Consider the following 25,891-nt stretch of genomic DNA (forward strand, 5'->3'; position numbering starts at 1 on the left):
CGATGACCGCATCACTGTGACCCGCGCGGCCTGCCCGCCGCAAGAATGACTGATGGGACAGATGCCTCGCCGGGTGGACCGGGCGCGGCGTCCAACGGCGTTCGCCCTTCGCTAGGTCAATTCGTTCCATTGAAAGTACCGACGATGCGCGATGCCGAGCAGATCGTGGTCTTCCTTGGTGTCGCCGTAGGCATACACCACGGGATAGCTGGCTAGGTCGTAGGCGGCGCGGACGCGACGCGATTTCTCGCCATTCACGCATTGCTCGCCGCGATATCGCCCGGTCAGGCGGCCATCGCTCGACTCCAGCTGCGAACACAACAGCTCCAACCCGTGCTCGCGGCACCAATGGGACAGGTAGACGTCCAGCGCCCCGGAAACCACGACGATCCGGTCGCCCTGCTCACGGTGCCACTGGATCCGCTCCAGCGCCTGCGCGCGCAGCACGCCGGGAATCACCTCGCGGGCGAACGCTTCGCCGAGCGCAAAGGCGTCGGCCTCTCGCACGCCGCGGAACGCCACGCGCACGGCGCATTGGCGCATGAGGCTGGGCGATACCAACCCCAGCCTGTAACCAAGCACCATCGGCGCGAGCAAGGCCGTGCCCAGCGCACGGCGACGCGGCGGCACCGCAAACTCGATGAAGGAGCGGAACGTTTCCCGCGTCGTGATCGTTCCGTCGAAATCGAACAAGGCGAGATTCATGACGCTCCATGGCGATGGCCGCGGCGCATCCTCGGCACGCGGCGCCGAACCGTCAAGTGCCTTCAGGCGGCGGTTTCCGCCTCGGACTGGCGCAAGCGCGCCACGTCGCGCAGCGGCGGCGCGCCGAAGCGGCGGCTGTATTCGCGGCTGAACTGCGAAGGGCTTTCGTAGCCCACGCGGTGCGCGGCCGTCGCCACGTCGCACTGGCCCGCCAGCAGCAGGCGGCGCGCCTCGTGCAGGCGCAGTTCCTTCTGGTACTGCAGCGGACTGATCCCGGTGATGGCGCGAAAATGATGATGCAGCGAGGACGCGCTCATGTTCACTCGCGCGGCCAGCTCGTCGATGCGCAGCGGTTCGTCGTAGTGGCGGCGCAGCCATTCGATGGCGCGCGAGGTCTGGTGGCTCTGGCTGCCGGAGGTGGCGATCTGCGCCAGTCGCGCGCCCTGCTCGCCCGTGAGCAGGCGGTACAGCAGTTCCCGTTCGATCAGCGGGCCGAGCACGGCAAGATCGTGCGGCGCGTCGAGCAGGCGCACCAGCCGCAACAGCGGATCGAGCAGGCCGCCATCCAGCGGGCTCATCGACAGCCCCGGCGCCGAGACCGCCGCGCCACGGTGTCGTTGCACGTCGGGCAGCAGCTCGCGGATGCGCTGCAGGTCGAGCCGGTAGGTCAGGCACAGGCACGGTTCCTCCGGCGAGGCCCGCACGACCTGCGCGGACACGGGCACGTCGACCGCCGTCACCATGTATGCGCCCGGCTCATGCAGGAACGTCTGCTGGCCCAGCAGGATCTGCTTCGCGCCTTGCAGGGCAAGACCGACACAGGGCTCGTAGATCGCGCAGACCGGCACGCCGGTCGAGTTGGCCCGATATAGGAGCAGGGCCGGCCAGGCCGTATCGCAGGTGCCTTCGGCCGGCACCAATCGTTCAATCCGCGCTGTCAATTCCTCGCCATCCAGCACCGAGCGCGCCGGAATATCGGGACGGGAAAGCTTTTCGTTCATGGACTTGCCACCCTTTTATACCGTGCAAGCTTGCCCGTTCCTCCGTCGCTTGGGGAGTGTTTCCGGCCGGATGTTGCAGGATCGGGCAATCATTTCGCAGGATCCGGCTACCCGGCGCCGCCGCCCGACACCCATACTGCGCCACCTCGCTGTTCCGTCCCCAAGGAGTCACACCATGACGTTCCCGACCCGCGGCTATGCCGCACAGTCCGCCACCACGCCCCTGGCTCCGTTCCAGTTCGAGCGCCGCGCGCCGCGCCCGGACGACGTGGTGATCGACATCCTGTATTGCGGCGTGTGCCACTCCGACATTCACCAGGCACGCAACGAGTGGCACAGCAGCATGTTCCCGATGGTGCCCGGCCATGAAATCGTCGGCCGCGTCAGCGCAGTGGGCAGCGCGGTGACCAGGTTCAAGGCCGGCGACACCGTGGGCGTCGGCTGCATGGTGGACTCGTGCCAGCACTGCGCGTCATGCCAGGCCGGCCTGGAGCAGTACTGCGAACAGGGCGCCACCTGGACGTACAACGACAAGGACCGCCAGGACGGTACGCTCACCTTCGGCGGCTACTCCGAGCGCGTCGTGGTGTCGGATAAGTTCGTGGTGTCCATCTCCGACAAGCTGGACCTGAAGGCCGCCGCGCCGCTGCTGTGCGCGGGCATCACCACCTGGTCGCCGCTGCGCCACTGGAAGGTGGGCAAGGGCAGCAAGATCGCCGTGATCGGCCTGGGCGGCCTGGGCCACATGGGCCTGAAGTTCGCCAAGGCCATGGGCGCGGACGTCACCCTGTTCACCCGCTCGCCGGGCAAGGAAGAGGAAGCGCGCCGCCTGGGCGCCGACCACGTGGTGCTGTCCACCGACGAGAAGCAGATGGCCGCCGTGGCGCGCCAGTTCGAGTTCATCCTGGACACCGTGCCGAACCCGCACGACCTCAACCCGTACCTCAACACGCTGTCGCTCAACGGCACGCTGTGCCTGGTCGGCCAGTTGCAGCCGCTCGATCCGCCGGTGAACGCCACATCGGTGGTGCTGGGCCGCCGTTCCATCGCCGGCTCGGCCATCGGCGGCATCGCCGAAACGCAGGAAATGCTGGATTTCTGCGCCGAGCACAACATCGTCAGCGACATCGAAGTGATCGACATGAAGGACATCAACGCCGCCTACGAGCGTGTGATCAAGAGCGACGTGCGCTATCGCTTCGTGATCGACATGGCCTCGCTGAAGGCAGCCTGATGAAGTGAAGTTCCGGGCGGGTCGCTCCGCCCGGGCAACATGCAAAGCCGGCCATTACGTGGCCGGCTTTGTTTTTACGCCCAGATGTCGGCTGGCTTCGTGCGCCTCGCGCAGGCGACGGGCGTGCGCCTTGAGCAGGTCGCCTCGCGTGACGATGCCCACCATCCGCCCATCGCGCGACACCACCACGAGGCGTCCGACATCCGCCTCGACCATGTGGTCGGCTGCCTCGCGCAAGGTGTGATCCTCGCGCACCACGATGGGCGAGCGCGTCAGCAGCGATTGCACGGATGTTTCGGCCGGTGTCGCCGTGCGCAGCAGGTCCCTGCGCGTCACCACGCCCAGCAGGCGCCCTTCGCCATCGACCACCGGGAAACCCTGATGCTTGGCCGGCGCCGCTTCCGTGGCGAGCCATGCGCGCACCTCGCCCACGCTTTCCGATGCGCGCAGGCTCACCACGTTCCGGCTGCAAGCTTCGCCCACGGAAATGCGTTCCAGGTAATCCGCCGCGTATTCGGCGGGCACGCGAACGCCGCGGCGGGCGATCTTCTCGGTCATGATGGTGTTGCGCATCAGCAGGCCGGAAACCAGATACGCCGCGGCGCATGCACCAAGCAAGGGCAGCAGGCCGTGCGGCTGCTGCGTGGTCTCGAACGCGAATACCACCGAGGTGAGGAAGGCGCGCGACGCACCGGCGAAGATCGCCGCCATGCACACCAGCGCGGCCACGCGCGCATCCACGTGCAGCCACGGCAACCAGTTCACGCACAGCAGGCCAAGCACGCCGCCCAGCGCGCTGCCGATGGTGAACAGCGGCGCCAGCGTGCCACCCGAAGTGCCGCTGCCCAGGGCCACCGACCACGACAACAGCTTCATCAGGCACAGGGACAGCATGCCGGCGAAGCCGATCTGGCCGGCGATCAGCGCACCGATATTGGTGTAGCCCACACCGAGCGTGGCCGGCATGAAGTAACCCACCACGCCCACCACCACGCCGCCGATGGCCGGCCACCACATCCAGTGGATGGGCAGCTTCTCGAAGCCGTCCTCGATGGCATAGGCAAGCTTGGTGATGCCCACGCTGGCCACGCCGGTGACCACACCCATCGCGATATACGCAACCACCGCGCTGAGCGTAGGCGTGTCGACTGGCGGCATCGGGAACATCGGCTCGTTGCCCTCGAGCACGTAGCGCACCGCGGTGCCGATGACGGCGGCCAGGGCCACGGGAATCAGCGAGCGGGCGCGGCGCTCGAACAGCAGCAGTTCGATGGACAGCAGCACCGCGGAAATGGGTGCGGAGAACACCGCCGCCATGCCCGCCGCGGCACCGGCGGCAAGCAGCGTCTTGCGCTCGTCGGCAGTGACATGCAGCAGCTGGCCGACCAGCGAGCCCAGCGCGCCGCCCGTGGCGATGATCGGACCTTCCGCGCCAAACGGGCCGCCCGTACCGATGGCGATGGCGGAAGACACTGGCTTCAGCCAGGTGATGCGCGGCGGGATCCGGCTTTCGTTGAGCAGCACCTGCTCCATCGCCTCGGGGATGCCATGGCCACGAATCGCGCGCGAACCCCAACGCGCCATCACGCCCACGATCAGGCCACCCACTACCGGCACCGCGATCACCCACAGCCCCAGGTGATTGCCCGCTGGACTGCTGAAGTCGCTGCTGATGCGCCCATAGAACGCGAGATTGGTCACCAGGCCGATCAAGCCCGTCAGCAGCCGGGCCACGCCAGCCACCGCCGAGCCCAGCACCATCGCCAGGAAACAGATCCACGACACGCGACGACCCAGCGGCCGGAAACGACGCGGCATATGCGCGTCGCTGAGCGCAGGGTCCAGCGAAGGGGCGAGCGAAAGCGCCGCACGCGAGTGCGGATCGGAAGCTGTGTCAGGGTGCATCGGGAGGGCCCGTAGGCGGGAAATCCGCGCAAGGTTACGCGGATACGGGCGCGATAGCTGGCTGGAAAATGAACGGAATTTTTCGCGTCACGCGGCCAGCGGCGGCGCCTTCGGCGCGTTCCAGCCCAGCAGGTTGTACACGTGGTAGCGCAGGATTCCCAGGTACTCGTGCAGCGATACGTCCATCAGGAAAAAATTCCACGAGTCCGGCGCCACTTCACGACGCGCATTGACCCAGTCGCCCGCCACCGGCTGCGGCACGATGCCGAAGTGGGCGAAGTACAGCAGCGAGCGGCGCAGGTGGATGCCTGAAGTGACCAGCACGATGTGCTGGGGCGCGTAGCCGGCAAGGATCGGACGGCTGAACTGCGCGTTCTGCCAGGTGCTCATGCTACGCGATTCCAACGCGATATCCGCCTCGGGAATGCCCAGCGCACGCAGCGCCCTGCCGTAGACCACGGCCTCCGGTTCGCCGTGGCCCTGCGAATCGCCGCCGCTGGCGACAACGTGGCACTCCTTGCCTGCCGCCTTGCACGCGCCGTACAGCTGCGCGGCGCGCAGCAGGCGACCGTCGACGAAGAACGAAGGCTGCAAGGGCCGGTCTTCCACCACGGCCGTGCCCGCGCCGAGCACCACGATGGCGTTGCGCGGCGCCCATGCGATGGACGGGTTCACCTCATAGCCGTGTTGCAGGCTATCCGACAGCCAGCGCGGCAGCGCACCGCAACCGATGCCGAAGAACACCAGCAGGGTCAATGCCAGCACCGCATGCCCCGTCCTTCGCCAGCGCCGGCGATACAGCAACACGCATAACAACAGCAGCACGACGAGGACGGTGAGCATGCGGATTCCCGGCTCCATGAAAGGCATGGCATCTTAGGACCTTACGACACGGCGAGGCGATAGCCCACATCCCTGCCCTCTGTCGGCTTATGGACACGCTCGGCGTCAGCCGGGTAGACAACGGAGCAAGGCGGGGAACCGGTTCATGACCACACTCGTTTTCGTGCACGGCTGGAGCGTGACCAACACATCCACGTATGGCGACCTGCCCCGGCAACTGCAGGCGCAAGCCGCGGCGGCGGGCGTCGCCCTCGACGTGACCGACCTGTGGCTGTCCAAATACGTGAGCTTCGATGATGCGGTGACCATGCCCGACGTGGTGCGCGCCTTCGACCACGCGCTGCGCGACCTGCATCTGCAGGACGCCAGCTTCGCCTGCATCACCCACTCCACCGGCGGCCCCGTGGTGCGCGAATGGCTGCGCGCCCAGCGCGAGCGGCCGCATGCCTTCAGCACCATCCGCCTCACCCACCTGATGATGCTGGCGCCGGCCAACTTTGGCTCCGCGCTGGCCCAGCTCGGCAAGGGCGTGCTGGGGCGCGTGCGCGCCTGGGCCGGCGGCGTGGAGCCCGGGCAGCGCATCCTCGACTGGCTGGAACTGGGCAGCGGCGAATCGCTGTCGCTCAACCTCGACCACATCCACGGCGACGATCCCGCGGGCCGCGACCAGTTCCTGTTCGTGCTGACCGGCGATCGCCCGGACCGCGCGCTCTACGACCACATCAACAGCTATACCGGCGAAGACGGCTCCGACGGCGTGGTGCGCATCGCGGCGGCCAACCTCAACGCGCGCCATGCGGTGCTCGCCCGCGCCAGTAACGGCGACCCCGGCACGCTGGCGCTCAACGTCACCACCGCGCCGCGCACGGCGTTCAAGCTGATACCGGGCGCCTCCCACTCGGGCACCGACCAGGGCGTGATGGCGTCGGCGCCATCAGCCACGGTGGATGCCCTGCTGCGCTGCATGCAGGTGCGCCACGCGGACGGCTACCGGCAACTGTGCGATGCCTTCGACAACGAAAACGCACAGCGCGATGCGCAGCGCGTCGAGCTGGAATCCGTGGGGCCGTTTCCGGCGCGCGTGCACATCCACGATCCACGCAGCATGCTGATCGTGCGCCTCACCGACGAAGGTGGCGAGCCGCTGATGGGCGCGCGCTGGCTGCTCAAGGCAGGCAGTCCGCCCAATCCCGACTGGATGCCGCAAGGCTTCATGCTCGACCGCCAGGCCAACAGCCGGCAGCGCCACGTGGTCACCTTTTTCTTCAATCACGCCGTGCTGGCCGGCGCACCGCGCGCGGCCGATCCGCGCAACAGCCGCCGCACGCTGCGTGCCGCCACGGCCAGCCATGGCCCCTACAGCGCCACCGTCGAACCGAGCGACCTGAGCGGCCTGGTGCACCATGCCATCGCCTCCACCGCGGCCAAGGACGATCTGTTCCAGATCCTCGGCCCGCACCAGAGCACCGTGCTGGACGTGGTGCTGCCGCGACTGGTGCGCGAAGGTGTGTTCCGCCTCACGCAATCGCTCGCGCCCGAAGACTTCAGCCACCCGAAGGTGGGCGGGATCATTCCCTGAGGCGAATGGCCCCGCCGTGTCGCCACCCGCCAACCCCATCGCGCGCCATGCCGCGTTTCATCGACATGCACCCTTCGATGAAACCGCCTCGCCATGCCCGTCGCCGCTCGACCATCTCACGCGCCTGCGCGCGCTGATGCTTACCGGCGCGGGCGGTTTGCCTTAACCTCGCTGCCCATGGACGCCCCCGTGGACGACGACGCGACACTGATGCTTGCCTATGCACGCGGCGAGCTGTCGGCGTTCGACACGCTGTATGCGCGTCATCGCGGGGCGCTGTACCGCTTCCTGCTGCGCACCGCGCGCGATCCGCAACTGGCCGAGGAACTTTTCCAGGACACCTGGAGCCGCGTCATCGCCTCGCGCACGCGCTACACGCCGCAGGCGAAATTCACCACCTGGCTACTGCAGATCGCGCATAACCTGTTGATCGACAATCATCGCCGCAAGCGCCCGGTCGCCACCGGCGAGGAGGCGGAGCGTGTTTTCGAGCAAGCCGCCGCCCACGAGCACAAACAGCCCGAACATGTGCTGTCCGAATTCGAGCGTCGTCGGCGGCTGCAGGTCGCCATCGAGCAATTGCCGGACGAGCAGCGCACCGCCGTGCTGCTGCGGCTGGAAAACGATCTGAGCGTGGAGGAGATCGCCGAAGTCACCGGCGTGGGACGCGAAACCGCCAAGTCGCGACTGCGCTATGCCATGAACCGTTTGCGCGAGCAGTTGGCCGAATGAGTACGCACGACCACGACAACGACGCGCTGCCGGGCGACGACGAGCTGAAGGCGCTCTACCGGAGCCTGCCACGCAAGGAGCCGTCGCCCGAGCTGGATCGCGCGGTGAAGCGCGCGGCCGCGGAGGCCGTGCGCGCCACGCCCCGGCGTGGACCCGTGCGCTGGCCCATCGCCGTGGCCAGCGTCGCCATGGTCGTGGTCGCCGCCGGGTTGGGCTGGCGCATGCTGCAGCAACCCTCGAGCGTGCCGCAGATCACCAGCGCGAGCCGCGTGCCGACAAGCGCGGCGCCTGCTTCCCCGTCCATGGCGCCACCGCCGCCGGCACCGGCAATCGCTGCCGCTCCCCAGCCACTGGCTCCGCCGCCTACCGAGACGGCCAGGAGCGCTCCGTCGCCGCAGCTGGAGCGCGAGAACATCCGCTCCGCCATGAAACCCAAGGTGGTGGCGCAAGCGGCCCCGCATGTCGCATCGCCGGCCGGCACGCAAGCCCCCGCGCCCGTGCCGGCCATGACGGAGGAAAGCATCGTCGCGGCACCTGCACCGCCGGCGCCAGTTGCCCCGATCCAGGCGGCGCCAGCGCCTGATGTGGCCGCCGACTCGGCATCGGCAGGCGGCACAACCGAACACCAGAGCTATCGTGCCGCCGCCATGAAGGCCATGGCGGCACCCGCGCCCATGGCTGCGTCGGACGCGACGGCGTCCCGTGCCTCGGATACGCCGTCGCAGGAGCTGGACAAGATCCGCCAGCTTTTCGCCTTGCAGCGTCGCGACGAGGGCTTGAAGCGGCTCGCGGCCTTCCGCAAGGCCCATCCGGACATCGCCCTGCCCGACGATCTGCGTGCCCAGCTGCCCGATCATGAGTGACATGCTGCACAGCCTCGCCATCGCCTGCCAGCATGCCGAGGAGATCAAGAAGAGCCGCTTCCTCGCCCAGGCCGCCCCGGTGCAGACACCCGAGCAGGCGCTGGCCTTCGTGCGGCAGGTGAGCGACCCGGCCGCCACGCACAATTGCTGGGCCTATCGCATCGGCCAGGACTACCGCTTCAACGACGATGGCGAACCCGGCGGCACGGCGGGGCGCCCCATCCTGCAAGCCATCGAAGGCCAGGGCATCGACCGTGCCGTGGTGGTGGTGACGCGCTGGTACGGCGGCATCAAGCTCGGCGCGGGCGGACTGGTGCGCGCCTACGGCGGCACTGCGGCGGAATGCCTGCGACGCGCCGAACGCGTACCCATCGTCGCCATGGCGCGGCTGGGCTTGCGTTGCGATTTCGCCGAACTCGCCCTGCTGAAGGCTCGGCTGCGCGAACTGGACGCCGAGATCGCGCGCGAAGACTTTGGCGCCGAGGGCGTGGAGCTCGAGATCCAGTTGCCGGCGCACCGCGTGGACGAAGCCCAGGCCCGCGTCACCGACATCAGCCGCGGCCGGCACATGGCCCGGCGGCTGGATTGAATCGCTCCCGATCCGCCCCACCTTGATCACGTTGCACGCTCCCCGCCGGCCGGCAAAACCCCGGAGAATGAGGCAGGGAACCCCTTCCATTGCACGCGAGAGCCCATGAGCGATACCGCCGCCCCGCCCCGTCCCGCTCGCCGCATCGGCGCGCTCGCGCGCCTCTGGCCTTTCGTCAAACCCCATCGTTCACTCGCGCTGGGCTGGCTGGTGTTCCTGGCCATCTCCTCCACGGCCACGCTCGTGTTGCCGATGGCGGTGCGGCACATGATCGACCAGGGCTTCGTCCATTCCAGCGCAGCGGCCATCAACACCACCTTCCTCGGCCTGTTCGGCGTGGCGCTGGTGATGGCCTTCGCCACGGCGGCGCGCTACTACTGCATCACCTTGCTGGGCGAGCGCGCCCTGGCGTCGCTGCGCTCGAAGCTCTACGCGCACGTGATCCGGCTCGACGTGGGCTTCTTCGAGCGCAGCCGCGTCGGTGAACTGATCTCGCGCCTGGGCACCGACACCGAGGTGATCCAGGCGCTGCTCGGCTCGGGCATCTCGGTCGCGCTGCGCAGCGCGGTGATGCTGCTGGGCGCCACCGCCATGATGATCTGGACCAGTCCGCGCCTGGCCGGGCTGACGGCGCTGGTGATTCCCGCGGTGATGCTACCGATCCTCCTGTTCGGCCGCCGCGTGCAGAAACTGTCGCGCGCCAGCCAGGACCGCCTCGCCGACACCGCCGCCATCGCCAACGAAACCCTCAACGCCGCGCAAGCCGTGAAGGCCTATGCGCGCGAGGACATCGAAAGCACGCGCTACGCCAGCGCCATCACCCGCGCGCTCGCCACCGCGCGCAAGCGCATTGGCATGCGCTCCATGCTCACCGCCACGGTGATCGTGCTGTTCTTTGGCGCCATCACCCTGGTGCTGTGGGCCGGCGCGCGCGACGTCATCGCCGGCACGCTGGGCGCGGGCGTGCTGGGCCAGTTCGTGCTGTACGCCATCTTCGCCGCCGGCTCGCTGGCCGGTCTTTCGGAAGTATGGGGCGACGTGCTGCGCGCGGCGGGCGCCATGGAACGCATCGGCGAACTGTTCGAGGAGCGCGCGGACATCACCAGCCCGGCCACACCGACGCCGCTGCCCAAACCCGTGCAGGGCGAGCTGCGCTTCGAGAAGCTGGGCTTCCACTATCCAACGCGCCCCGACAGCCCGGCGCTGTACGACTTCGACCTGACCATCCATCCCGGCGAAACGGTGGCGTTGGTCGGTCCTTCCGGCGCCGGCAAGAGCACCGTGTTCGCCCTGCTGCTGCGCTTCTACGATCCGCAGACCGGCCGCATCACGCTGGACGGCGTCGACCTGCGCGCGCTCACGCTGCCGGAACTGCGCGGCGCCATCGCGCTGGTACCGCAGGAAACGGTGATCTTCGGCGGCACCGCTGCCGACAACATCCGTTTCGGCCGCCAGGATGCAGACGACGACGAAGTGCGCGACGCCGCGCGCGCCGCGGAGGCGCACGACTTCATCAGCGCCATGAGCAAGGGTTACGACGAGGAACTGGGCGAGCGTGGCGTGCGCCTTTCCGGCGGACAACGGCAACGCATCGCCATCGCCCGCGCCATTCTTCGCGACGCACCCCTGCTGCTGCTGGACGAAGCCACCTCCGCGCTGGACGCGCAATCGGAAGCGGCCATCCAGCAAGCGCTGGAGCGTCTCGAGAAAGGCCGCACCACCCTGGTGATCGCCCACCGCCTCGCCACTGTGCAGCGCGCCGACCGCATCGTGGTGATGGACGGCGGCCGCATCGTCGCGCAGGGCACGCACCAAAGCCTGTTGGCCGAAGGCGGGCTCTATGCGGAACTGGCGAGGCTGCAGTTCACCGCCTGAGGCTTGATGCAGGGAGCACGCCGCCGATCAGGGCGGCGATGCCAAGGCCGTCGCCAGTGCACGCACTTCTTGTTCGTCGGTGCGGATTTCGCCACCGGCCATATCGGTGAGCAAAGGGTTGGTCCATTGCATGCCCGAGGCATGGACCGCCTTGGCGGAGGCGTGGAACTCCGTCGCTCCGGTCGTGCGGACAAGATCCGCAAGGTTCGAGGCTTGAATGCCTGCGCCCGGCATCACCGCGATGCGCCCTGCCGCCTGCACCACCAGGCGGCGGATCGACTCCGCTCCCGTGATGGCGGACGCCGCGCCGCCCGAGGTCAGCACGCGCTCCGCACCCAGCGAAATGACATCCTCCAGCGCCTGCGGCAGGTCGCGCGTCATGTCGAAGGCGCGATGGAACGTCATGCCCATGCCGCCCGCTGCGGCCAGCAAAGGCTGGCAACGCGCCACGTCGACGCGACCGTCGGCATCGAGCACGCCGAACACCACGCCATCGCAACCGATCGAGAGGCAGGTCTCGATGTCCTGCTGCATGGTGGCCAGCTCGTCGTCGCTGTAGAGAAAATCCCCGGCCCGCGGACGGATAAGCACGTAGACCGGAATGCTCAGCCGTTCGCGCACGCGTGCGATCTGCGCGGCAGACGGGGTGAGCCCGCCCAGTTCCAGCCCGGTGCACAGCTCCACGCGATCCGCTCCGCCCGCTTGCGCCGCCAGGGCGGAAGCCAGCGAGTTGGCGGCGATCTCGAGCAGCGGGCGCGCCATCAGTACACGCTCTTGGAGGGCAGCAGGCCGTCCTGCTTCTTCGCATCGCACACGGCGTACGAGAAGCCGGGCTGGATGGCGAAGGCGCCGACCTCGCCGTGGCGGTTCATCGCGAGGAAACCCACCTGCAGATCCTTCGATGCGGCGGGACGGCGCTTGACGATGCGCATCACTGCCTCGTGGCAGGCATCCTGCGGCGAGCGGCCCTGCCGCATCAGCTCCACCACCAGGAAACTGCCGACGTTGCGGATCACTTCCTCGCCCACGCCGGTGGACGTGGCGGCGCCAACGTCGCCATCCACGTACAGGCCAGCGCCAATGATCGGGCTATCGCCGACGCGGCCGCGCATCTTCCACGCCATGCCGCTGGTCGTGCAGGCGCCCGCCAGCCGGCCGTTGGCATCGATGGCGAGCATGCCGATGGTGTCGTGGTTGTCCTTGCCGCCCGGCAGGCCGGTCTTGCCGTAGTCCTTCACTTCGCTGTTGGCGGTGGGCTGGTAGTGCGCGGTCTTGAGCCACTCCTTCCATGCCGCTTCGGATTCGGGCGTGAGCAGGTCTTCTTTCTTGAAGCCCTGTTCCAGCGCAAATTGCAGCGCGCCATCGCCCACCAGCAACACGTGTGGCGTGCGCTCCATGACGCGTCGCGCCACCTGGATCGGATGGGCGATGTGCTCCAGTGCCGCCACGGCGCCGCAGCTGCCATCGGCGTCCATGATGCTGGCGTCCAGCGAAACATGCCCGTCGCGATCCGGATAACCCGCGCGGCCCACGCTGTGATTCTTGAGGTCGGCCTCCGGGATCATCACGCCCGCTTCCACCGCGTCCAGCGAACGGCCGCCCTTGGACAGCACGCCCCATGCCGCCTGGTTGGCGGCCACGCCGAAGTCCCAGGTCGACACCACGCGCGGCATCGTTCCGCCGCCACGCACGGCAGCCTTGGTGTCCGCCATCGCATTGGCCCCACCGGCCAACGCCACCGCCGAAGCACCCAGCAGGGACGCTTTCAGAAAATCTCTACGATCCGCCATCGTGCCCTCTCCCAAAGAAAGAAGCCCCGCGCCTTGCGACGCGGGGCTTCTTCTACATCGATGACCGGCGCAAGCGCCGGCTCGCCGAAATCAACCAGCGATCTCGACGCCCGAAGCCTGGGCACCCTTGGGACCCGTGGTGACTTCGAACTTCACGCGCTGACCTTCCTGCAGGCTGCGAAAGCCCTTGGCGTTGATCGCCGAAAAGTGGACGAACACGTCCTCCCCACCGTCCTCAGGCGCGATGAAGCCGAAACCCTTGGCGTCGTTGAACCACTTGACCGTACCGAAACGCATTGCGTGAACCTCTGAATCATGGACTGGATGCACCACGGTATAGCGCTGAATCACCTTGACCCCTTGGTCCGCCGCCCCTGGCACCGGAGAAGTATCAACATGTTTTATGCCAAAGCGCAATACGGCGGATGCCCTGGCACGTTAAAACCCCTACCGGCTGCTCAGCTTTTGAGCAAAACACCGAGGATGCGCGGCACTTCGGCGGTGGCCGCGGCCAGATGGGCGAAGATTTCCTCGATGCTGATTTCCGCCTCGTCTCCGCAGCCGGCGGCGAAGTTGGCCACCAGCGCAAGGCAGGCGTAATCCATCTCCAGCTCACGGGCGAGCACGGCCTCGGGCATGCCGGTCATGCCGACCAGGTCGCAGCCGTCGCGCTTCATGCGGGCGATTTCCGCACGTGTTTCCAGGCGCGGGCCCTGCGTGGCGCCGTAGCAACCGCCGTCAACGACGGCGATGCCGGCCTTGCCGGCGGCAGCGATCAGCTCGCGCCGCAGCGATTCGGTGTAGGGCTCGCTGAAATCGATATGGCGGACTTCGGCGCCCTCCACGTCGCAAAAACTCGTGTAGCGGCCATGGGTGTAGTCGATGACCTGATCCGGCACCACGATGACGCGTGGGCCCATGTCGCCGCGGATGCCGCCCACGGCGTTCACGCCGACCACCTTGCGCGCACCCAGTGAGTGCAGCGCCCACAGGTTGGCGCGATAGTTCACACGGTGCGGCGGGATGGTGTGGCTCTCGCCATGACGCGCGAGGAAGGCCACCTTGCGGCCGGCGAAGTCGCCGGTCACCACGTCGCCCGATGCCGGCCCATATGGGGTGTCGAGGGCATGGCGCGAAGTGTTCTCGAGCCCGGGGAAGTTGTACAAGCCGCTGCCGCCGATGACGGCCAGGTCGATGCTCACGATGCGTTCCTGTCTGGATTCAAAAGTCTTTGATGGAGGCGGCCAGCCGCTCGGCGAAGCTCTGCAGATGGCGGCCCAGCGCCTCCCGCGTGCGGTCGTCGGCGAGGCGGCCATCGATGATCTTGGTATGCGCCTGGAACACCAGCACGTCGCCCTGCGGTTCGGTGCGGGCGCCTGCCCTGCGCAGCACGAGGCGAAGCTGGTCCTGCGCTCGCACCGTGCCGGTGATGCCTGGGCTTGCGCCAACGATGCAGATGGTCTTGCCCGTGAGCGCCGCCACCTTGCCCGCCTTGCCCGCGCGCGAGGCCCAGTCCACGGCGTTCTTCAGCACACCGGTGATGCCGCCGTTGTACTCGGGACAGGCGAACAGCAGGCCATCCGCGCGCTCGATGGCCTGCTTGAACTCCACGACGGGTGCGGGATCACCCTGCTCTTCCACGTCCTGGTTGAACAACGGCAGGTCGTGCAGGCGATGGATGATGATGTTCATCCCCGCCGGCGCCAGTTCCTGCGCCGCATGCAGCAGCGCGGTATTGAACGAAGCCTGCCGCAGGCTGCCGGAAATCCCCAGAACGTTCATTGCTCACTCCCGTAGCGCCCCGCCTCGAGGGAAGCGCGATGTCACTTCAGCGCATAGATGCCCGGCAGGTTGCGACCCTGCTCGTGATAGTCCATGCCAAAACCGAACACGTAGCGATCCGGCAGCTCGACGCCGTTGAAGTCGGACGCGATGCCATCCACCAGCCGGTCGTGCTGCTTGGTGCAGAGGCTGGCGATCAGCACGCGGCGCGCGCTGCGGCGCAGGCAGTCGTCGCGCACGGCCTTGAGGGTGTGGCCTTCGTCCAGGATGTCGTCCACCAACAACACGGTTCGGCCGGTGAGGTCGACGGCCGGCTCGCGCAGCCAGTGCAGCTCGCTGCCCGAGGTGGCGCCGCGGTAACGCGTGGCGTGCACGTAGTCGAGTTCCACGTCGGTGCGGATGGCCAGCGCCAGCAGACCGGCGAAGATCAGTGCGCCATTCATGACGGTGAGGAACACCGCCCGTTCGCCATCCAGCGCCGCGTCGATGTCGCGCCCCATGGCAGCGATCACCGATTCTAGCGATGCGCGGTCGAACAACAGGTCGGCGTCGGCGAGCGCCTTGGCCAGCGAGGGAGAGGATGAAGTCATGCGGATGGGTTTCCTTCCGCGGCATGCAGCGCCGCGATGCGCGCGATGAAACGCTCGCGCTGGGGATTGTCGTTGAGGCTGTCCCAGGTGGACGCCACCGCGCCACGCAAGGCAGCGATGCGTTCGGGCGCGGCGGCTGCGCGGCCCTGCACGGCGGCGATGGCCTCGTCCACTACGTCGGGAAAACAGGCGAGCACCAGATCGCAACCGGCGTCGAGGTGTGCGTGCACCCGTGCAGCCACGCCGCCAGCCGCGCCGGCGGCCGCCATGCTGATGTCGTCGCTGATCACCGCGCCACCGAAACCCAATTCGCCGCGCAGGATGTCCTTGATCCAACGCGAGGAAAAGCCGGCAGGCTGCGGATCCACTTCGGGATAGATCACGTGCGCCACCATCACGGCCTCGGCGTGCGCGGCCATGCCTTCGGCGAACGGCACCAGGTCGTCGCGACGGATGATGTCGAGCGGGCGCGGGTCGATAGCCGTCGCCTTGTGCGTGTCCACCGCCACCGAGCCATGCCCAGGGAAGTGCTTGAGCACCGCCGCCATGCCGCCCAGGTGCATGCCGCGCACATAGGCCTGCGAGAGTTCGGCCGTGATGGCCGGGTCGGCATGAAAGGCGCGCTGCCCGATGGCCGCATTGCCGCGCGCCAGATCGACCACCGGGGCGAAGCTGAAGTCCACGCCGCTGGCACGCAGCTCGCTGGACATGATCCAGGCGTGCTCCTCCGCCAGGTGGATCGCTTCTTCCGGGTCGCGGTCGTAAACGGCGCCGATGGTGCACAGTGGCGGCAGGCGCGTATAGCTGTCACGGAAACGCTGGACGGGGCCGCCTTCCTGGTCCACGGCGATGAGCATGTCCTCGCCGCCCACGTCACGGATATCGTCCACCAGCGCCATCAGCTGATCGCGCGAGCTGTAGTTGCGCGAAAACAGCACCACGCCCGACACGCCCGGCGCCTTCAGCCACGCGTGCTCCGACGGTGCCAGCGTAGTGCCGGCCAAACCGATCATCAGCATGACGATGCGTCTCCCGCGGCCGAACGCTCTTCTTGCGTCCAGCGCGCATAAGGATGAGCAATGAGGTTGACGTTGTAGTAGCGGGCCAGGTGGCTCACCTCGCGTCCCAGCCACGCGGGGCGCGGAAACGCGGCGTCCGCCGAAGGCAGCTCGACCTCGGCCACGACCAGCCCGGCGTTCTCGCCAAAGAACTCGTCGATCTCGAACAGCACGCCGTCGACGATCACGTGGTGGCGGATCTTCTCGACCACGCCGTCGCAAAGATCGGCAAGCATCTGCTCGGCATCCGCGATGGACACGGGGTACTCGAACTCCGCGCGCTCGATGCCCAGCTGCGCGGACTTGATGTTCAGCCACGCGCGCTCGCCCGCGCGACGGACACGCACCGAGGCGCGCGCCGTGCCGTCGTGCAGCGCCTGCGCACTCACCAGGTAGCCCTGGGCGATGCGCTCGCTTTCGCTGACCGCATCGCGCCAGCCATCGTCGCCCAGGAGGAATTTGCGTTCGATCTCAATGCCCATGCTTTGGCCGATGATTGGGGGATTGTGTGACGGGGCGGTGAAAGCGGCGGCGCCGCTCAGCGCTCGAACAAGGCGATCGACTCCACGTGCGCGGTATGGGGGAACATGTCCATTACCCCCGCCGCGCTCAGGCGGAACCCGTGCTTCTGCACGAGGATGCCGGCATCGCGGGCCAGCGAGCCCGGATGGCACGACACGTAGACGATGCGCCGGGTTTCCTTGTGCGGCAGGTATTCCAGCACCTTGTCCGCGCCGGCCCGCGGCGGGTCGAGCAGCAGCTTGTCCCAGGGCTGCCTGGCCCAGTGCGCGTGCCGCTGGTCTTCGAACAGGTTGGCCACCTCGAAGCGTGCATGGGTGATGCCGTTGCGCGCGGCGTTCTCCGCGGCGCGCTCCACCAGGCCGTGCTCGCCTTCCACGCCCACCACCTCCGCCACGCGGCGGCCAATGGGCAGGGTGAAGTTGCCCAGGCCGCAGAACAGATCGAGCACGCGATCGGTCGGCTGCGGATCGAGCAGCTCCATCGCCCGCGCCATCATGCGGCGGTTCATGCCGGCGTTCACCTGCACGAAGTCGAGCGGGCGGAATTCCAGCTCCACGTCCTCGATGGCTGCATCGCCACTGGGAATGCGAAACGCCAGGCGCGGCGCCTCCGGCCACAGCGGATGCACGCTGGTCACGCCGCCCGGCTGCAGGTACATGGCGAAGCCATGTTGCTTGCCGAACTCGATCAGCGCCGACTGGTCGCGCTCGCTCAGCGGCACCATGTGACGGAACACCAGCGCGACGACATCGTCGCCGGCGGCGAACTCGATCTGCGGAATGTCCGCCGCCGCATCCATGCCGCTCACCAGTTCGGCGAGCAGGCCGATCTTGGGACCCAGCGCCGGATGCACGACCTCGCACTGCGTGATGTCGGCCACGAAGCGCGGATTGCTTTCCTCGCGGAAACCCACCAAGACGCGCCCCTTCTTCGCCACGGATCGCACGGACAGGCGCCCCTTGCGACGGTAAGCCCACGGCTCGTCGGTGACCGGCGACAGCCAGGCTTCCGGCATTACCTTGCCGATGCGCTCGAAGTTGTCCTTCAGCACCCGCTGCTTCACCTCGATCTGCGAGGCGGCATCCAGGTGCTGCAGCGAGCAGCCGCCGCACTGGCCGAAGTGCTGGCAGCGTGGCTCCACGCGATGCGGCGAACGGGTCAGCAGCTCCACCACCTCGGCCTCGTCGTAATGGCGATGCCGCTTGCGGATGCGCAGCTTGACCTCTTCGCCCAGCAGCGCGCCGCTGACGAACACGGCCTTGCCGTCGATGCGCGCGACGCCTTTGCCTTCATGGCTGAGGTCGGTGATGGTGGCTTCGAATTCTTTCATTGCAGGTGTCGTATTCCAGAAACGCGCGCGCCCGGATCAGCGGGACCCGGGCGCGGTGATCGGGCTGGTAGCCAGTTCGCCGGCCCGCGTCGGGCGGCGCCAGGGAACGGGCCGTGAATGGGCGAGTGGCTTACTTCTGCTTCCAGGCGCCCGAAGGGTCCTGATAATACCAGCCCTGGCGCGCCCGCTCGATCCAGCCCTTGGCGAAGGTGGCGCGGATCTGCGACTCCCACTCCGGGTGATTGTTGGCATTGGCCACTTCGCGATACAGGGCGTTGCGGTCGCGGTTCTCGTCGGCCACGGCGGCGTTCACGCCCGCGCGCTGGTCGAGCGGCAGCTTGCCGGCGTCGCGCACGGCCACCAGGCCGTCCTGGGTGAAACCCAGCACGCCGCTGTTGAACAGCGGCGCCAGCGTGTCACGGAAGCGTGCCTGCATGCGCCCGTGGATCGCGTCCGTCGTCGCCGTCTGGATGCGCAGGTTGGGCGCATCGGCCGCATAGGCGGCCGGAATCAGCAGGTCCAGCAGCATGGCGGAGGGCTGGCCGCCTTTTTTCGGCGCCGGCGCGGGCTCGTTGTTCTTGGCGGGCGGCGCAGGCGTCGCGTTGTCCAGCACGGTGCCGATGAACTGGTCGGCCGCCTTCTGCGCGGCGGCTTCGGGGAAATAGACGTTGATGGTGACGCACCCCACCAGCGCGACCAGCAACAGGGTCAGCAATCCATAGACAAGCTTGCGCATCTTCGACTCCTTCGGGACGGTGTGGGGCGGTGGCGCCTGATTCGACAGGCCCTTAGTGGACTTCCGGTCCGTTGCCCTCGATGGCGGCCTTCAGGCGACGGACGAGGGTCGGCCAGTCGACCTGGGTCTGGTGACCGATCACCTGCAGGCGCGGCAGTCCGCTGCCCTCGACGATAGTGTAGCCGTCGGCGTCGTTGTCCAGGCCACCCATGTGGCACACGGAAGCCTGCAGCGTGCAACTGAGACCGATGCGCTTGTAACCGAAGGTCTTGAACAGCTTGAGCACCGCGCCCTGCAAACCAGCCGCCGCGCCGCCGCCACCGACCGTGGTCAGGTTGTTCACGGCGCGTTGACTGATGCGCCCGCCACTGCCTGCCAGCAGGCTGGCCTTGAAGGCGACGGGATTCCAGTTGACCAGGCGCAGCTCGTCGATGGAGCCATCCATGCGGCCGGTGATGTTGCCGAAGTCGAAGACGCTGGTCATGGCGCCCAGGTCGAGCTGGCGTAGCTGCACGTCACTGGTAAGCACGGGACTGGGGCCGAAGGGGCTTTGCAGGGCCAGGCGCGTGATGTCGATGAAGCCGTCGAACACATTGACCGACAGGCCGCCCTCGAGCTCGAAGCGGTCGTCCACCCAGCGCAAGGCCGGAACGGCGCCGCCCAGCGTGCCCGGAAACTCCGGCCAGCCCATGGCGCGCGAGAACGCCGCCATGTCGATGCCCGCAAAAGCCAGCGAGGTTTCCAGTCGCCGTCCCTTAGACGCCGCGGGGCGCCATTCCAGATCGCCCACGTGCACGCGGCCGTTGAGCAGCGGAATATCGACCGAGTGCTGCAGGCTGAGCGCGCCGCTGCGGCTTTGCCAGCGCATCTGCGCGGGCCCGTGCGGCATGCGATAGACCTGCAGGGCCTGCCAGGACAGCGTGGTCGCCGGCCGATCGGCGTTGGCGTTCCAGTCGAGGCCGCCATGCAGGCCCTTCACGCCCAGCCGGCCTTCGCCGTCCGCTGCGTCCAGGCCATCGGTATCGAAGGCAAAGCTGCGCAGGCCATCGGCGCCGAGATCCAGGTTGCCGCTGAGCTGCCCCTGGATGTGCATGTCGCGCAGCCCCAGCGTGGCCAGCCATGCCTGTCCATAGCGCTGATAGGCAGCAGGGAAACGCGATTGCAGGCGGTCGAGCTTGAGCTGCTGCAGATCGCCCTTGGCATTGAACGCCATGGAGCCGTCGAGCTGCAGCGCATCGGCATCGGCCACGCGCAGGCGGCTGAAATCGACCGCACCATTGTGCGTGGCCGCGGACAGGCTCAACTGCACGGAGTGATCGGGCAGCCGGGCAAAGATGGGGCCCAGCAGCAATTCGCCGCCTCGCAGGCTGGCATCGAGATCGATGCGCGACGGTGCGCTGGTCGTATCGATATTCAGGCGTCCATTGCCGTTGACGGACTGTCCCGCCAACGCGCCGCCCGGCGTATCGAAGCCGCCGCCGCTCAACGCGAACTGCCCGGATGCCTGCAAACCCTTGTCCTGCAGGTCCAGCGCCATGTCCGCATCCAGCTTGCCGCCGGTGGCGCGGCCGGACCACACCGTGCTCAGGATGCCCTGCAACCAGGCCAACGGCACGCCCTTGAGGCTGATCTGCGCGTGCGTGGGCTGATCCAGCGGAAGCGCGGTGCTGGCCTGGATGGCCCCCTGCGACAGGTCGATCTGGAGCGTGTTGGCGGCTTGGTCGATCACCATCGACACTTTCGCATTGCTCAGCGCGCCACCCTGCGCACCCGACAGCTGGGCGACGCCATCGAACAGCCAGCGCATATGGGTGTCGCGCTGCAAGGTGCCCTGCAGGTCCACGCCGACGCGCTTCCAGCCCATGGACGGAACGTCGGCCTTGGCGGCCTTCAGGCTCAGCTTGAGTCCGCCCTGCCCGTCTTCGCCGATCTGCGATTGCACGCCCTGCATCTTGAGGCCGGGCACGGTCACCGTCTTCGCGCCCAGCGCCACATCCGCGCGGGCCGGCAAGGACCAGGCCACCCCCAACAGGATGATCAGACTGAGCAGCAGGTGGCTTGATGTGGCACGCATGACGCGCCATTCTGCCAAAATCAGCTGAACGACACGGACTAGTCATGCAACACCCGATTTCCAGCACCCCATCGGGGCACCGGAACGCGCCCGAGGCCGTCCGCGCGCTGGTGGCCGACGATGATCCGAGCAGCCGCTTCTTCCTGGTGGAAGCCTTGCGCAGCCTGGGGCTCGACGCGCATGCCTGCCACGATGGTCCGTCCGCCATCGCCATGGCCCGGCAGGAAGCCTTCGACCTGCTGCTGCTCGACTGCCGCATGCCCGGCGCCGGCGCCGAAGAAGTGCTGGCGGCGCTGCGTGGCGATCCGGATGCGCGCTCCAGTGACTGCACCGCCGTCGCGACCAGCGCCGAGATGGACATGAAGCAACGCCAGCGCCTGCTGTCCTCGGAATTCAGCGAGGTGCTGCAGAAGCCCTGCAACCTGGCCGACCTGCGACGCATCCTGGCCCTGGTGCAGGCCGGCACCACCAGCACGCCGCTGCTGGATGACGCACAGGCCATCGCGACCATGGGCGACGCCGAAGTGGTGAAAGCCATGCGCACACTGCTACGCGTGGAACTGACCGGCCTCTACCAGGACCTCGACGCGCTGCTGAACACCCCGGACGCGCTGGCAGATCGCCTGCATCGGCTGCGCTCGTCCTGCGGTTTCTGCGGCGCCACGGCCCTGGGCCTGCAGACGACGGTGCTGCAGCGTCACCTGAAGATGGGCCATGCGGGGGCATCGGTGCCTCTGTCGCGCTTCCGGCGTTCCCTGCTGGCCACCATCGAGGCGCTTGCCGCCGAGGACAAGGCCTGAGGCCACACCGGCTCAGCGGCGCGACATGGCCGCACCGAGCACGTGCCACGCACGCAGCTCGCCGCCGCCCAGGTGGAAGCGGATCACCTCGCGCATCATCGTCCGCAATGCCGACAAGCCAGCCGCATCGGGCATCACGTCCGCGGCGAGCGCGATCAGATCGGCGCCACGCAAGGCATGCGCCGTACCGGCCCGACACGGCATGGGCCCCTGCTCCACCACATAGCGATAGAGCTGCGTGGACTCTACCGGCTCGCCAGACTCCGCCTCGAACTCCAGCTGAAGCGCATAGCCCACCGCCTCCAGCAGGTCGCGCTCGAAACGCCGCAGGCTCCATGCCAAGGGTTCGCCGCCGGCCAGGCGCGGCAGCGTGCGCGCGTAGGCGTCGAACAGCTCGGGCAGCGGATCCTGCCGCCCCGTCAGGCGGACAGCCAGCTCATTGAGATAAAGACCGGCAAGCCCCGCGTCCCCGACAAGACGCAACGGCGCCCCCACGCCTTCGGCCGACTGCAAGGTCGCCAGTTCGCCCCGCTGCATCAAGTCGAGCGACAGCAACTGGAAGGGTTCGAGCTGTGCGCGCTGCAGCCGCGCGCGCTCACGCCGCACGCCGCGTGCGACCACGCCGAGCCGCCCATGGTCCCTGGTCAGGCACTCGAGCAGCAGCGACGTCTCACGATAGGGCCGCGAGTGAAGAACATAGGCAGGCTGCTGTTCGATGCGCATGGAAAGGAGCGGTGCGCCCGGGTCATCCCGTCGTCAGGAATGGAGGTTGCCGGCAGGCGCAGGCGCGATCAATCGGTGTAGCCGAACTTCTTCAGCATGGTCTCGTCGTCCACCCAGCCTTCGCGCACCTTGACCCAAAGGCGCAGGAACACCTTGCGCTCGAAAGCGCGCTCCATGTGGCGGCGTGCCGACGTGCCGATAGCCTTGAGCTGCGCGCCGCCATTGCCGATCACGATGGCCTTCTGGCCTTCGCGCTCCACCCAGATGACGGCGTGAATCTCGGCGACACCGTCCTCGCGATCCTTGAATTGCTCGATCTCGACGGTGGTGGCGTAGGGCAGCTCCTGGTCCAGCCGCAGCATCAGCTGTTCGCGCACCATCTCCGCGGCGAGGAAGCGCTCGCTGCGATCGGTGATCTCGTCCTCGCCGAATACCGGCGGCTGCACCGGCAGACGCTTGAGAATGCCCGCTTCCAGGTCCTTCAGGCCCTTTTCCTTCAGGGCGCTGACGTAATACACGTCGTCGAAGCTGTGACGCGTCATCAACTCCACCACGAACGGCAGCATGGCCGACTTTTCCTTGGCCAGGTCGACCTTGTTGATCACCAGCAGGCGCGGCACCTTCTGCTCCACCAGCGCGTCGTAGAGGGCCTCGTCCTCGTCCGTCCAGCGGCCGGCCTCGATCACCTGCACGACCACGTCCACTTCGCTGATCGCCGACCGGGCCGCCCGGTTCAGGCTGCGATTCATGGCGCGCTTGGCGCCACGATGCAGGCCCGGCGTATCGACGTACATGATCTGGCCGGCTTCGCTGGTGGCGATGCCCAGGATGCGGTGGCGGGTGGTCTGCGGCCGCGGGCTGACGATGGACAAGCGGAACCCGATCAGCGCGTTGAGCAGGGTCGATTTGCCCACATTGGGGCGACCGGCGAGCGCCACGGTGCCGCAGCGGAAATCGTCGTGGGGAAGTTCGGCGGGCGCGCCGAGATCGAGTTCGTCGTTCATGAATTCAGTTCCTGCAATCGGCGCAGCACGGTTTCAGCGGCGTCCTGTTCGGCGGCGCGGCGACTGGTGCCGCGACCCTCGGCGCGGATCGGCGCCGGCTCGGTGATTTCGCAGGACACGTCGAAGGTCTTGGCGTGGTCTTCGCCATGGCTGTCGATCAGATCGTACTGCGGCAAGGGCCAGCCGCGCGCCTGCAGGAGTTCCTGCAGGCGGGTCTTGGCGTCCTTGGAGGATCGCGGGATAGCGGCCACCAGCGGCTCGAACAGCGCGCGCACCACGGCGCGGCAGGCGTCGAACCCGGCGTCCAGGTAAACCGCCGCCACCAGCGCCTCGAAGGCGTCGGCCAGGATCGACTCACGCCTAAAGCCGCCGCTCTTCAGCTCGCCGGAGCCCAGTTTCAGTTCGTCGCCCAGCTCCAGCTCGCGGGCGATCACGGCTAGCGCCTGGCCGTTCACCAGCTGGGCCCGCAAGCGGGACATCTCGCCCTCGCTGGCGTTGGGGTGGGCCTCGTACAGCAGTTCCGCCACGACGACGCCCAGCAGGGCGTCGCCAAGGAACTCCATCCGCTCATTGTTCGGCCGGCCGGCGCTGCGATGCGTCAGCGCCAGCTGCGCAAGGGAGGGATCGCGAAATCGATAGTCGAGCTTGGTCAAATCCAGAGCCTGTGCTTAACCGTCGACATTGCCCTGCAGCTCTACGCTCTTTTCGAAGTGCACGAGGAAGTCGATGTTGTACATGAAGGGAATGCGCTTGTCGTAGCTGACGTTGAGCTCCGTGGCGTTGCCGGTGCGCTTGAGGCTGATGTCCTGCGGCGTGATGGTGTCATCGCTCACGTATTGGAAGTCCAGCTTCTTCATCAGCGCACCGCGGACCTCCGCCGGAGTCTTGGCGGCGTTTTCCGAAGCCAGCTGATTCATGGCCTTCGTCACGCCCATGAACTCGGTGTACGCAGGCACCAGCTTCATCGCCATGTAGCCGAAAAAGCCCACCACCATGAGCACCACGAGAAACCCGATCAGGGTGATGCCTTTCTGCTTCGATTTCATAGTCCCCTCGCTATGCCGCCTCGCGGCGATTTCCGGCTGACTGGCATGGCGCCACCGAACCGCTCCGGCAGCGGCTTGGCGCGCGCATTGTCGCGCCAAGTCGACGCGGGCGTCACGGGGCGCATGCCCAAGGCCGTCACGCTTTTAATGAATGACCGTGCCCATGCGATGGAACGCAACACTCGAGCCGGTCCAGCTCAGCCAGATCAGGAAGGCCTTGCCGGCGAGATTCTGCTCCGGCAGGCAGCCCCACCAGCGGCTGTCCGTGCTGTTGTAGCGGTTGTCGCCCATGGCCAGGTAGCAGCCCTGCGGCACCACCAGCGGCACGTGCGGGTTCGGCAGCGGCGGCGGCACGGCGTAATTGGGCATGCGCGCCGTCAGGTGGTTGACCACGCCGCCCTCGCCGTTGGGCAGATGCTCGTTCCACACGGTGGCGCCCATTTCCAGCATCAGGCGGGACTCGGCGCGCTTGGGGTCGCCTTCGTACGGGCCCACCAGGTCGGCCGCCACCGGCTGGCCGTTGACGATCAGCTGGTCGCCATGCATTTCCACGCGATCGCCCGGCACGCCGATCACGCGCTTGATCCAGTTCTGGCTGGGCACCGGCGCATGCGGGTCCGCGCAGCTCTGGTCGCCGCTGCGCACCAGCTTGCCGCCGTCCTCGCACAGGTAACCCGGGAAACGGAATACCACCACGTCGCCGCGCTTGGGCTCGCCCAGGTTCACGAACTTGTTGTTGAAGGCCGGCATGCGCAGGCCGTAGGCAAACTTGTTCACCAGGATGAAATCGCCCACGTCCAGCGTCGGCATCATCGAGCCGGACGGGATGCGGAAGGGCTCGGCCACGAACGAGCGCAGCACCAGCACGACCAGTACCACCGGGAACAGCGAGCGCGCCCAGTCCACCGCGACCGGCTCGTGCATCTCCCTGCCCGAAGCTTCGGCCCTGGCCTTGCGCCGCTTGTAGAACAACAGGCGGTCCAGCCCCCAGATCACGCCGAACAGCACCGTCAGGCCAAGCAGAATCGCCGAAAAATCAAAATCCATTGAGTGCTCCTTCGGAGCGGGGACTGGGAATGGAGGATAGTGAACAGGCAGGCGCACACGCCG

At 67.6% G+C, this 25,891-nt stretch carries 27 protein-coding genes; 7 read left to right on the plus strand and 20 right to left on the minus strand.

The window, feature by feature from the left end:
• Nucleotides 1-111 precede the first annotated feature (111 nt).
• Nucleotides 112-705: an HAD family hydrolase gene (locus BDW41_RS00430; RefSeq protein WP_074547582.1), complete on the minus strand. Its 594-nt coding sequence runs from the start codon at nt 703-705 to the stop codon at nt 112-114.
• A gap of 62 nt (nt 706-767) precedes the next feature.
• Nucleotides 768-1,706, minus strand: coding sequence for an AraC family transcriptional regulator (locus BDW41_RS00435; RefSeq protein WP_074547581.1), 939 nt, complete (start codon nt 1,704-1,706; stop codon nt 768-770).
• A gap of 175 nt (nt 1,707-1,881) precedes the next feature.
• On the opposite strand from BDW41_RS00435, the gene BDW41_RS00440 reads away from it, so the two are divergent.
• Nucleotides 1,882-2,940 (plus strand): NAD(P)-dependent alcohol dehydrogenase, encoded by a 1,059-nt coding sequence (locus tag BDW41_RS00440; protein ID WP_074547580.1) that lies wholly within the window; start codon nt 1,882-1,884, stop codon nt 2,938-2,940.
• 54 nt (nt 2,941-2,994) lie between these two features.
• On the opposite strand, the gene BDW41_RS00445 is transcribed toward BDW41_RS00440, so the two are convergent.
• Together BDW41_RS00445 and BDW41_RS00450 are read right to left on the minus strand one after the other, a co-directional pair.
• The gene (locus BDW41_RS00445; RefSeq protein WP_074547678.1) at nt 2,995-4,758 is read right to left on the minus strand and encodes a chloride channel protein; all 1,764 of its coding nucleotides are present in this window, start codon (nt 4,756-4,758) and stop codon (nt 2,995-2,997) included.
• Between the two features lie 174 nt (nt 4,759-4,932).
• Complete coding sequence (locus BDW41_RS00450; protein ID WP_083337571.1) at nt 4,933-5,688, minus strand: YdcF family protein; 756 nt, start codon at nt 5,686-5,688, stop codon at nt 4,933-4,935.
• 145 nt (nt 5,689-5,833) lie between these two features.
• On the opposite strand from BDW41_RS00450, the gene BDW41_RS00455 reads away from it, so the two are divergent.
• The 5 genes from BDW41_RS00455 to BDW41_RS00475 all read left to right on the plus strand — a co-directional run bounded on the left by BDW41_RS00455 (nt 5,834) and on the right by BDW41_RS00475 (nt 11,326).
• The gene (locus tag BDW41_RS00455; protein ID WP_074547579.1) at nt 5,834-7,267 is read left to right on the plus strand and encodes a phospholipase; all 1,434 of its coding nucleotides are present in this window, start codon (nt 5,834-5,836) and stop codon (nt 7,265-7,267) included.
• 177 nt (nt 7,268-7,444) lie between these two features.
• Complete coding sequence (locus BDW41_RS00460) at nt 7,445-7,999, plus strand: RNA polymerase sigma factor (RefSeq protein ID WP_074547578.1); 555 nt, start codon at nt 7,445-7,447, stop codon at nt 7,997-7,999.
• The gene (locus BDW41_RS00465) at nt 7,996-8,862 is read left to right on the plus strand and encodes a hypothetical protein (protein ID WP_074547577.1); all 867 of its coding nucleotides are present in this window, start codon (nt 7,996-7,998) and stop codon (nt 8,860-8,862) included. The genes BDW41_RS00460 and BDW41_RS00465 overlap by 4 nt, the downstream gene beginning before the upstream one ends.
• Entirely contained in the window at nt 8,855-9,451 is a 597-nt protein-coding gene (locus BDW41_RS00470; RefSeq protein WP_074547576.1) for a YigZ family protein, read from the plus strand. The genes BDW41_RS00465 and BDW41_RS00470 overlap by 8 nt, the downstream gene beginning before the upstream one ends.
• 105 nt (nt 9,452-9,556) lie before the next feature.
• On the plus strand, nt 9,557-11,326 hold the full coding sequence (locus BDW41_RS00475) for an ABC transporter transmembrane domain-containing protein (RefSeq protein ID WP_074547575.1): 1,770 nt from the start codon (nt 9,557-9,559) through the stop codon (nt 11,324-11,326).
• A 27-nt stretch (nt 11,327-11,353) separates the two neighbouring features.
• On the opposite strand, the gene BDW41_RS00480 is transcribed toward BDW41_RS00475, so the two are convergent.
• From BDW41_RS00480 to BDW41_RS00530, 11 genes are all read right to left on the minus strand, one after another.
• On the minus strand, nt 11,354-12,088 hold the full coding sequence (locus BDW41_RS00480) for a copper homeostasis protein CutC (protein WP_074547574.1): 735 nt from the start codon (nt 12,086-12,088) through the stop codon (nt 11,354-11,356).
• Entirely contained in the window at nt 12,088-13,116 is a 1,029-nt protein-coding gene (locus BDW41_RS00485; RefSeq protein ID WP_074547573.1) for a N(4)-(beta-N-acetylglucosaminyl)-L-asparaginase, read from the minus strand. Before BDW41_RS00485 ends, BDW41_RS00480 begins: the two co-directional genes overlap by 1 nt.
• 90 nt (nt 13,117-13,206) lie before the next feature.
• Nucleotides 13,207-13,413 carry a cold-shock protein gene (locus BDW41_RS00490; protein WP_019465945.1) on the minus strand — a complete coding sequence of 69 codons (207 nt, stop codon included), beginning with the start codon at nt 13,411-13,413 and terminating at the stop codon, nt 13,207-13,209.
• Between the two features lie 161 nt (nt 13,414-13,574).
• Nucleotides 13,575-14,318, minus strand: a complete 744-nt coding sequence (locus BDW41_RS00495) for an S-methyl-5'-thioinosine phosphorylase (protein WP_074547572.1) — start codon at nt 14,316-14,318, stop codon at nt 13,575-13,577.
• Nucleotides 14,319-14,337: 19 nt separating this feature from the next.
• On the minus strand, nt 14,338-14,898 hold the full coding sequence (locus tag BDW41_RS00500) for an NADPH-dependent FMN reductase (RefSeq protein ID WP_074547571.1): 561 nt from the start codon (nt 14,896-14,898) through the stop codon (nt 14,338-14,340).
• Between the two features lie 41 nt (nt 14,899-14,939).
• Nucleotides 14,940-15,488 carry a hypoxanthine-guanine phosphoribosyltransferase gene (locus BDW41_RS00505; protein ID WP_074547570.1) on the minus strand — a complete coding sequence of 183 codons (549 nt, stop codon included), beginning with the start codon at nt 15,486-15,488 and terminating at the stop codon, nt 14,940-14,942.
• A complete protein-coding gene (gene nagZ / locus BDW41_RS00510) occupies nt 15,485-16,507 on the minus strand; it encodes a beta-N-acetylhexosaminidase (RefSeq protein ID WP_074547569.1) in 1,023 nt (340 codons plus the stop codon). Before nagZ ends, BDW41_RS00505 begins: the two co-directional genes overlap by 4 nt.
• Nucleotides 16,501-17,028 (minus strand): CYTH domain-containing protein, encoded by a 528-nt coding sequence (locus tag BDW41_RS00515; protein ID WP_074547568.1) that lies wholly within the window; start codon nt 17,026-17,028, stop codon nt 16,501-16,503. The genes nagZ and BDW41_RS00515 overlap by 7 nt, the downstream gene beginning before the upstream one ends.
• Nucleotides 17,029-17,084: 56 nt before the next feature.
• Nucleotides 17,085-18,398 carry a 23S rRNA (uracil(1939)-C(5))-methyltransferase RlmD gene (gene rlmD / locus BDW41_RS00520; RefSeq protein ID WP_074547567.1) on the minus strand — a complete coding sequence of 438 codons (1,314 nt, stop codon included), beginning with the start codon at nt 18,396-18,398 and terminating at the stop codon, nt 17,085-17,087.
• Between the two features lie 130 nt (nt 18,399-18,528).
• Nucleotides 18,529-19,134, minus strand: a complete 606-nt coding sequence (locus BDW41_RS00525; RefSeq protein WP_074547566.1) for a YdbL family protein — start codon at nt 19,132-19,134, stop codon at nt 18,529-18,531.
• 52 nt (nt 19,135-19,186) lie between these two features.
• Nucleotides 19,187-21,208, minus strand: a complete 2,022-nt coding sequence (locus tag BDW41_RS00530) for a hypothetical protein (RefSeq protein WP_074547565.1) — start codon at nt 21,206-21,208, stop codon at nt 19,187-19,189.
• 44 nt (nt 21,209-21,252) lie between these two features.
• Between BDW41_RS00530 and BDW41_RS00535 the strand changes: the two genes are divergently transcribed.
• Nucleotides 21,253-22,008, plus strand: coding sequence for a response regulator (locus BDW41_RS00535; RefSeq protein WP_074547564.1), 756 nt, complete (start codon nt 21,253-21,255; stop codon nt 22,006-22,008).
• 12 nt (nt 22,009-22,020) lie between these two features.
• On the opposite strand, the gene recO is transcribed toward BDW41_RS00535, so the two are convergent.
• The 5 genes from recO to lepB form a co-directional block, all read right to left on the minus strand.
• Nucleotides 22,021-22,731, minus strand: coding sequence for a DNA repair protein RecO (recO, locus tag BDW41_RS00540; protein ID WP_074547563.1), 711 nt, complete (start codon nt 22,729-22,731; stop codon nt 22,021-22,023).
• A 68-nt stretch (nt 22,732-22,799) separates the two neighbouring features.
• Nucleotides 22,800-23,735: a GTPase Era gene (gene era / locus BDW41_RS00545; RefSeq protein ID WP_074547562.1), complete on the minus strand. Its 936-nt coding sequence runs from the start codon at nt 23,733-23,735 to the stop codon at nt 22,800-22,802.
• On the minus strand, nt 23,732-24,388 hold the full coding sequence (gene rnc, locus BDW41_RS00550) for a ribonuclease III (protein ID WP_074547561.1): 657 nt from the start codon (nt 24,386-24,388) through the stop codon (nt 23,732-23,734). Before rnc ends, era begins: the two co-directional genes overlap by 4 nt.
• 15 nt (nt 24,389-24,403) lie before the next feature.
• Nucleotides 24,404-24,781: a DUF4845 domain-containing protein gene (locus BDW41_RS00555; RefSeq protein WP_074547560.1), complete on the minus strand. Its 378-nt coding sequence runs from the start codon at nt 24,779-24,781 to the stop codon at nt 24,404-24,406.
• 144 nt (nt 24,782-24,925) lie between these two features.
• On the minus strand, nt 24,926-25,828 hold the full coding sequence (lepB, locus tag BDW41_RS00560; RefSeq protein WP_074547559.1) for a signal peptidase I: 903 nt from the start codon (nt 25,826-25,828) through the stop codon (nt 24,926-24,928).
• Between the last annotated feature and the right edge of the window lie 63 nt (nt 25,829-25,891).

This window comes from Dyella sp. AtDHG13 (assembly GCF_003201105.1).
GTDB classification, from domain to species: Bacteria; Pseudomonadota; Gammaproteobacteria; order Xanthomonadales; family Rhodanobacteraceae; genus Dyella; species Dyella jiangningensis_B.

What these genes read in the sequence shown, in the direction of transcription:
- BDW41_RS00430 (WP_074547582.1), bottom strand. Translation starts at nt 705, where the DNA reads ATGAATCTCGCCTTGTTCGATTTCGACGGAACGATCACGACGCGGGAA.
- BDW41_RS00435 (WP_074547581.1), bottom strand. Translation starts at nt 1,706, where the DNA reads ATGAACGAAAAGCTTTCCCGTCCCGATATTCCGGCGCGCTCGGTGCTG.
- BDW41_RS00440 (WP_074547580.1), top strand. Translation starts at nt 1,882, where the DNA reads ATGACGTTCCCGACCCGCGGCTATGCCGCACAGTCCGCCACCACGCCC.
- BDW41_RS00445 (WP_074547678.1), bottom strand. Translation starts at nt 4,758, where the DNA reads ATGCCGCGTCGTTTCCGGCCGCTGGGTCGTCGCGTGTCGTGGATCTGT.
- BDW41_RS00450 (WP_083337571.1), bottom strand. Translation starts at nt 5,688, where the DNA reads ATGCTCACCGTCCTCGTCGTGCTGCTGTTGTTATGCGTGTTGCTGTAT.
- BDW41_RS00455 (WP_074547579.1), top strand. Translation starts at nt 5,834, where the DNA reads ATGACCACACTCGTTTTCGTGCACGGCTGGAGCGTGACCAACACATCC.
- BDW41_RS00460 (WP_074547578.1), top strand. Translation starts at nt 7,445, where the DNA reads ATGGACGCCCCCGTGGACGACGACGCGACACTGATGCTTGCCTATGCA.
- BDW41_RS00465 (WP_074547577.1), top strand. Translation starts at nt 7,996, where the DNA reads ATGAGTACGCACGACCACGACAACGACGCGCTGCCGGGCGACGACGAG.
- BDW41_RS00470 (WP_074547576.1), top strand. Translation starts at nt 8,855, where the DNA reads ATGAGTGACATGCTGCACAGCCTCGCCATCGCCTGCCAGCATGCCGAG.
- BDW41_RS00475 (WP_074547575.1), top strand. Translation starts at nt 9,557, where the DNA reads ATGAGCGATACCGCCGCCCCGCCCCGTCCCGCTCGCCGCATCGGCGCG.
- BDW41_RS00480 (WP_074547574.1), bottom strand. Translation starts at nt 12,088, where the DNA reads ATGGCGCGCCCGCTGCTCGAGATCGCCGCCAACTCGCTGGCTTCCGCC.
- BDW41_RS00485 (WP_074547573.1), bottom strand. Translation starts at nt 13,116, where the DNA reads ATGGCGGATCGTAGAGATTTTCTGAAAGCGTCCCTGCTGGGTGCTTCG.
- BDW41_RS00490 (WP_019465945.1), bottom strand. Translation starts at nt 13,413, where the DNA reads ATGCGTTTCGGTACGGTCAAGTGGTTCAACGACGCCAAGGGTTTCGGC.
- BDW41_RS00500 (WP_074547571.1), bottom strand. Translation starts at nt 14,898, where the DNA reads ATGAACGTTCTGGGGATTTCCGGCAGCCTGCGGCAGGCTTCGTTCAAT.
- BDW41_RS00505 (WP_074547570.1), bottom strand. Translation starts at nt 15,488, where the DNA reads ATGACTTCATCCTCTCCCTCGCTGGCCAAGGCGCTCGCCGACGCCGAC.
- nagZ (WP_074547569.1), bottom strand. Translation starts at nt 16,507, where the DNA reads ATGCTGATGATCGGTTTGGCCGGCACTACGCTGGCACCGTCGGAGCAC.
- BDW41_RS00515 (WP_074547568.1), bottom strand. Translation starts at nt 17,028, where the DNA reads ATGGGCATTGAGATCGAACGCAAATTCCTCCTGGGCGACGATGGCTGG.
- rlmD (WP_074547567.1), bottom strand. Translation starts at nt 18,398, where the DNA reads ATGAAAGAATTCGAAGCCACCATCACCGACCTCAGCCATGAAGGCAAA.
- BDW41_RS00525 (WP_074547566.1), bottom strand. Translation starts at nt 19,134, where the DNA reads ATGCGCAAGCTTGTCTATGGATTGCTGACCCTGTTGCTGGTCGCGCTG.
- BDW41_RS00530 (WP_074547565.1), bottom strand. Translation starts at nt 21,208, where the DNA reads ATGCGTGCCACATCAAGCCACCTGCTGCTCAGTCTGATCATCCTGTTG.
- BDW41_RS00535 (WP_074547564.1), top strand. Translation starts at nt 21,253, where the DNA reads ATGCAACACCCGATTTCCAGCACCCCATCGGGGCACCGGAACGCGCCC.
- recO (WP_074547563.1), bottom strand. Translation starts at nt 22,731, where the DNA reads ATGCGCATCGAACAGCAGCCTGCCTATGTTCTTCACTCGCGGCCCTAT.
- era (WP_074547562.1), bottom strand. Translation starts at nt 23,735, where the DNA reads ATGAACGACGAACTCGATCTCGGCGCGCCCGCCGAACTTCCCCACGAC.
- BDW41_RS00555 (WP_074547560.1), bottom strand. Translation starts at nt 24,781, where the DNA reads ATGAAATCGAAGCAGAAAGGCATCACCCTGATCGGGTTTCTCGTGGTG.
- lepB (WP_074547559.1), bottom strand. Translation starts at nt 25,828, where the DNA reads ATGGATTTTGATTTTTCGGCGATTCTGCTTGGCCTGACGGTGCTGTTC.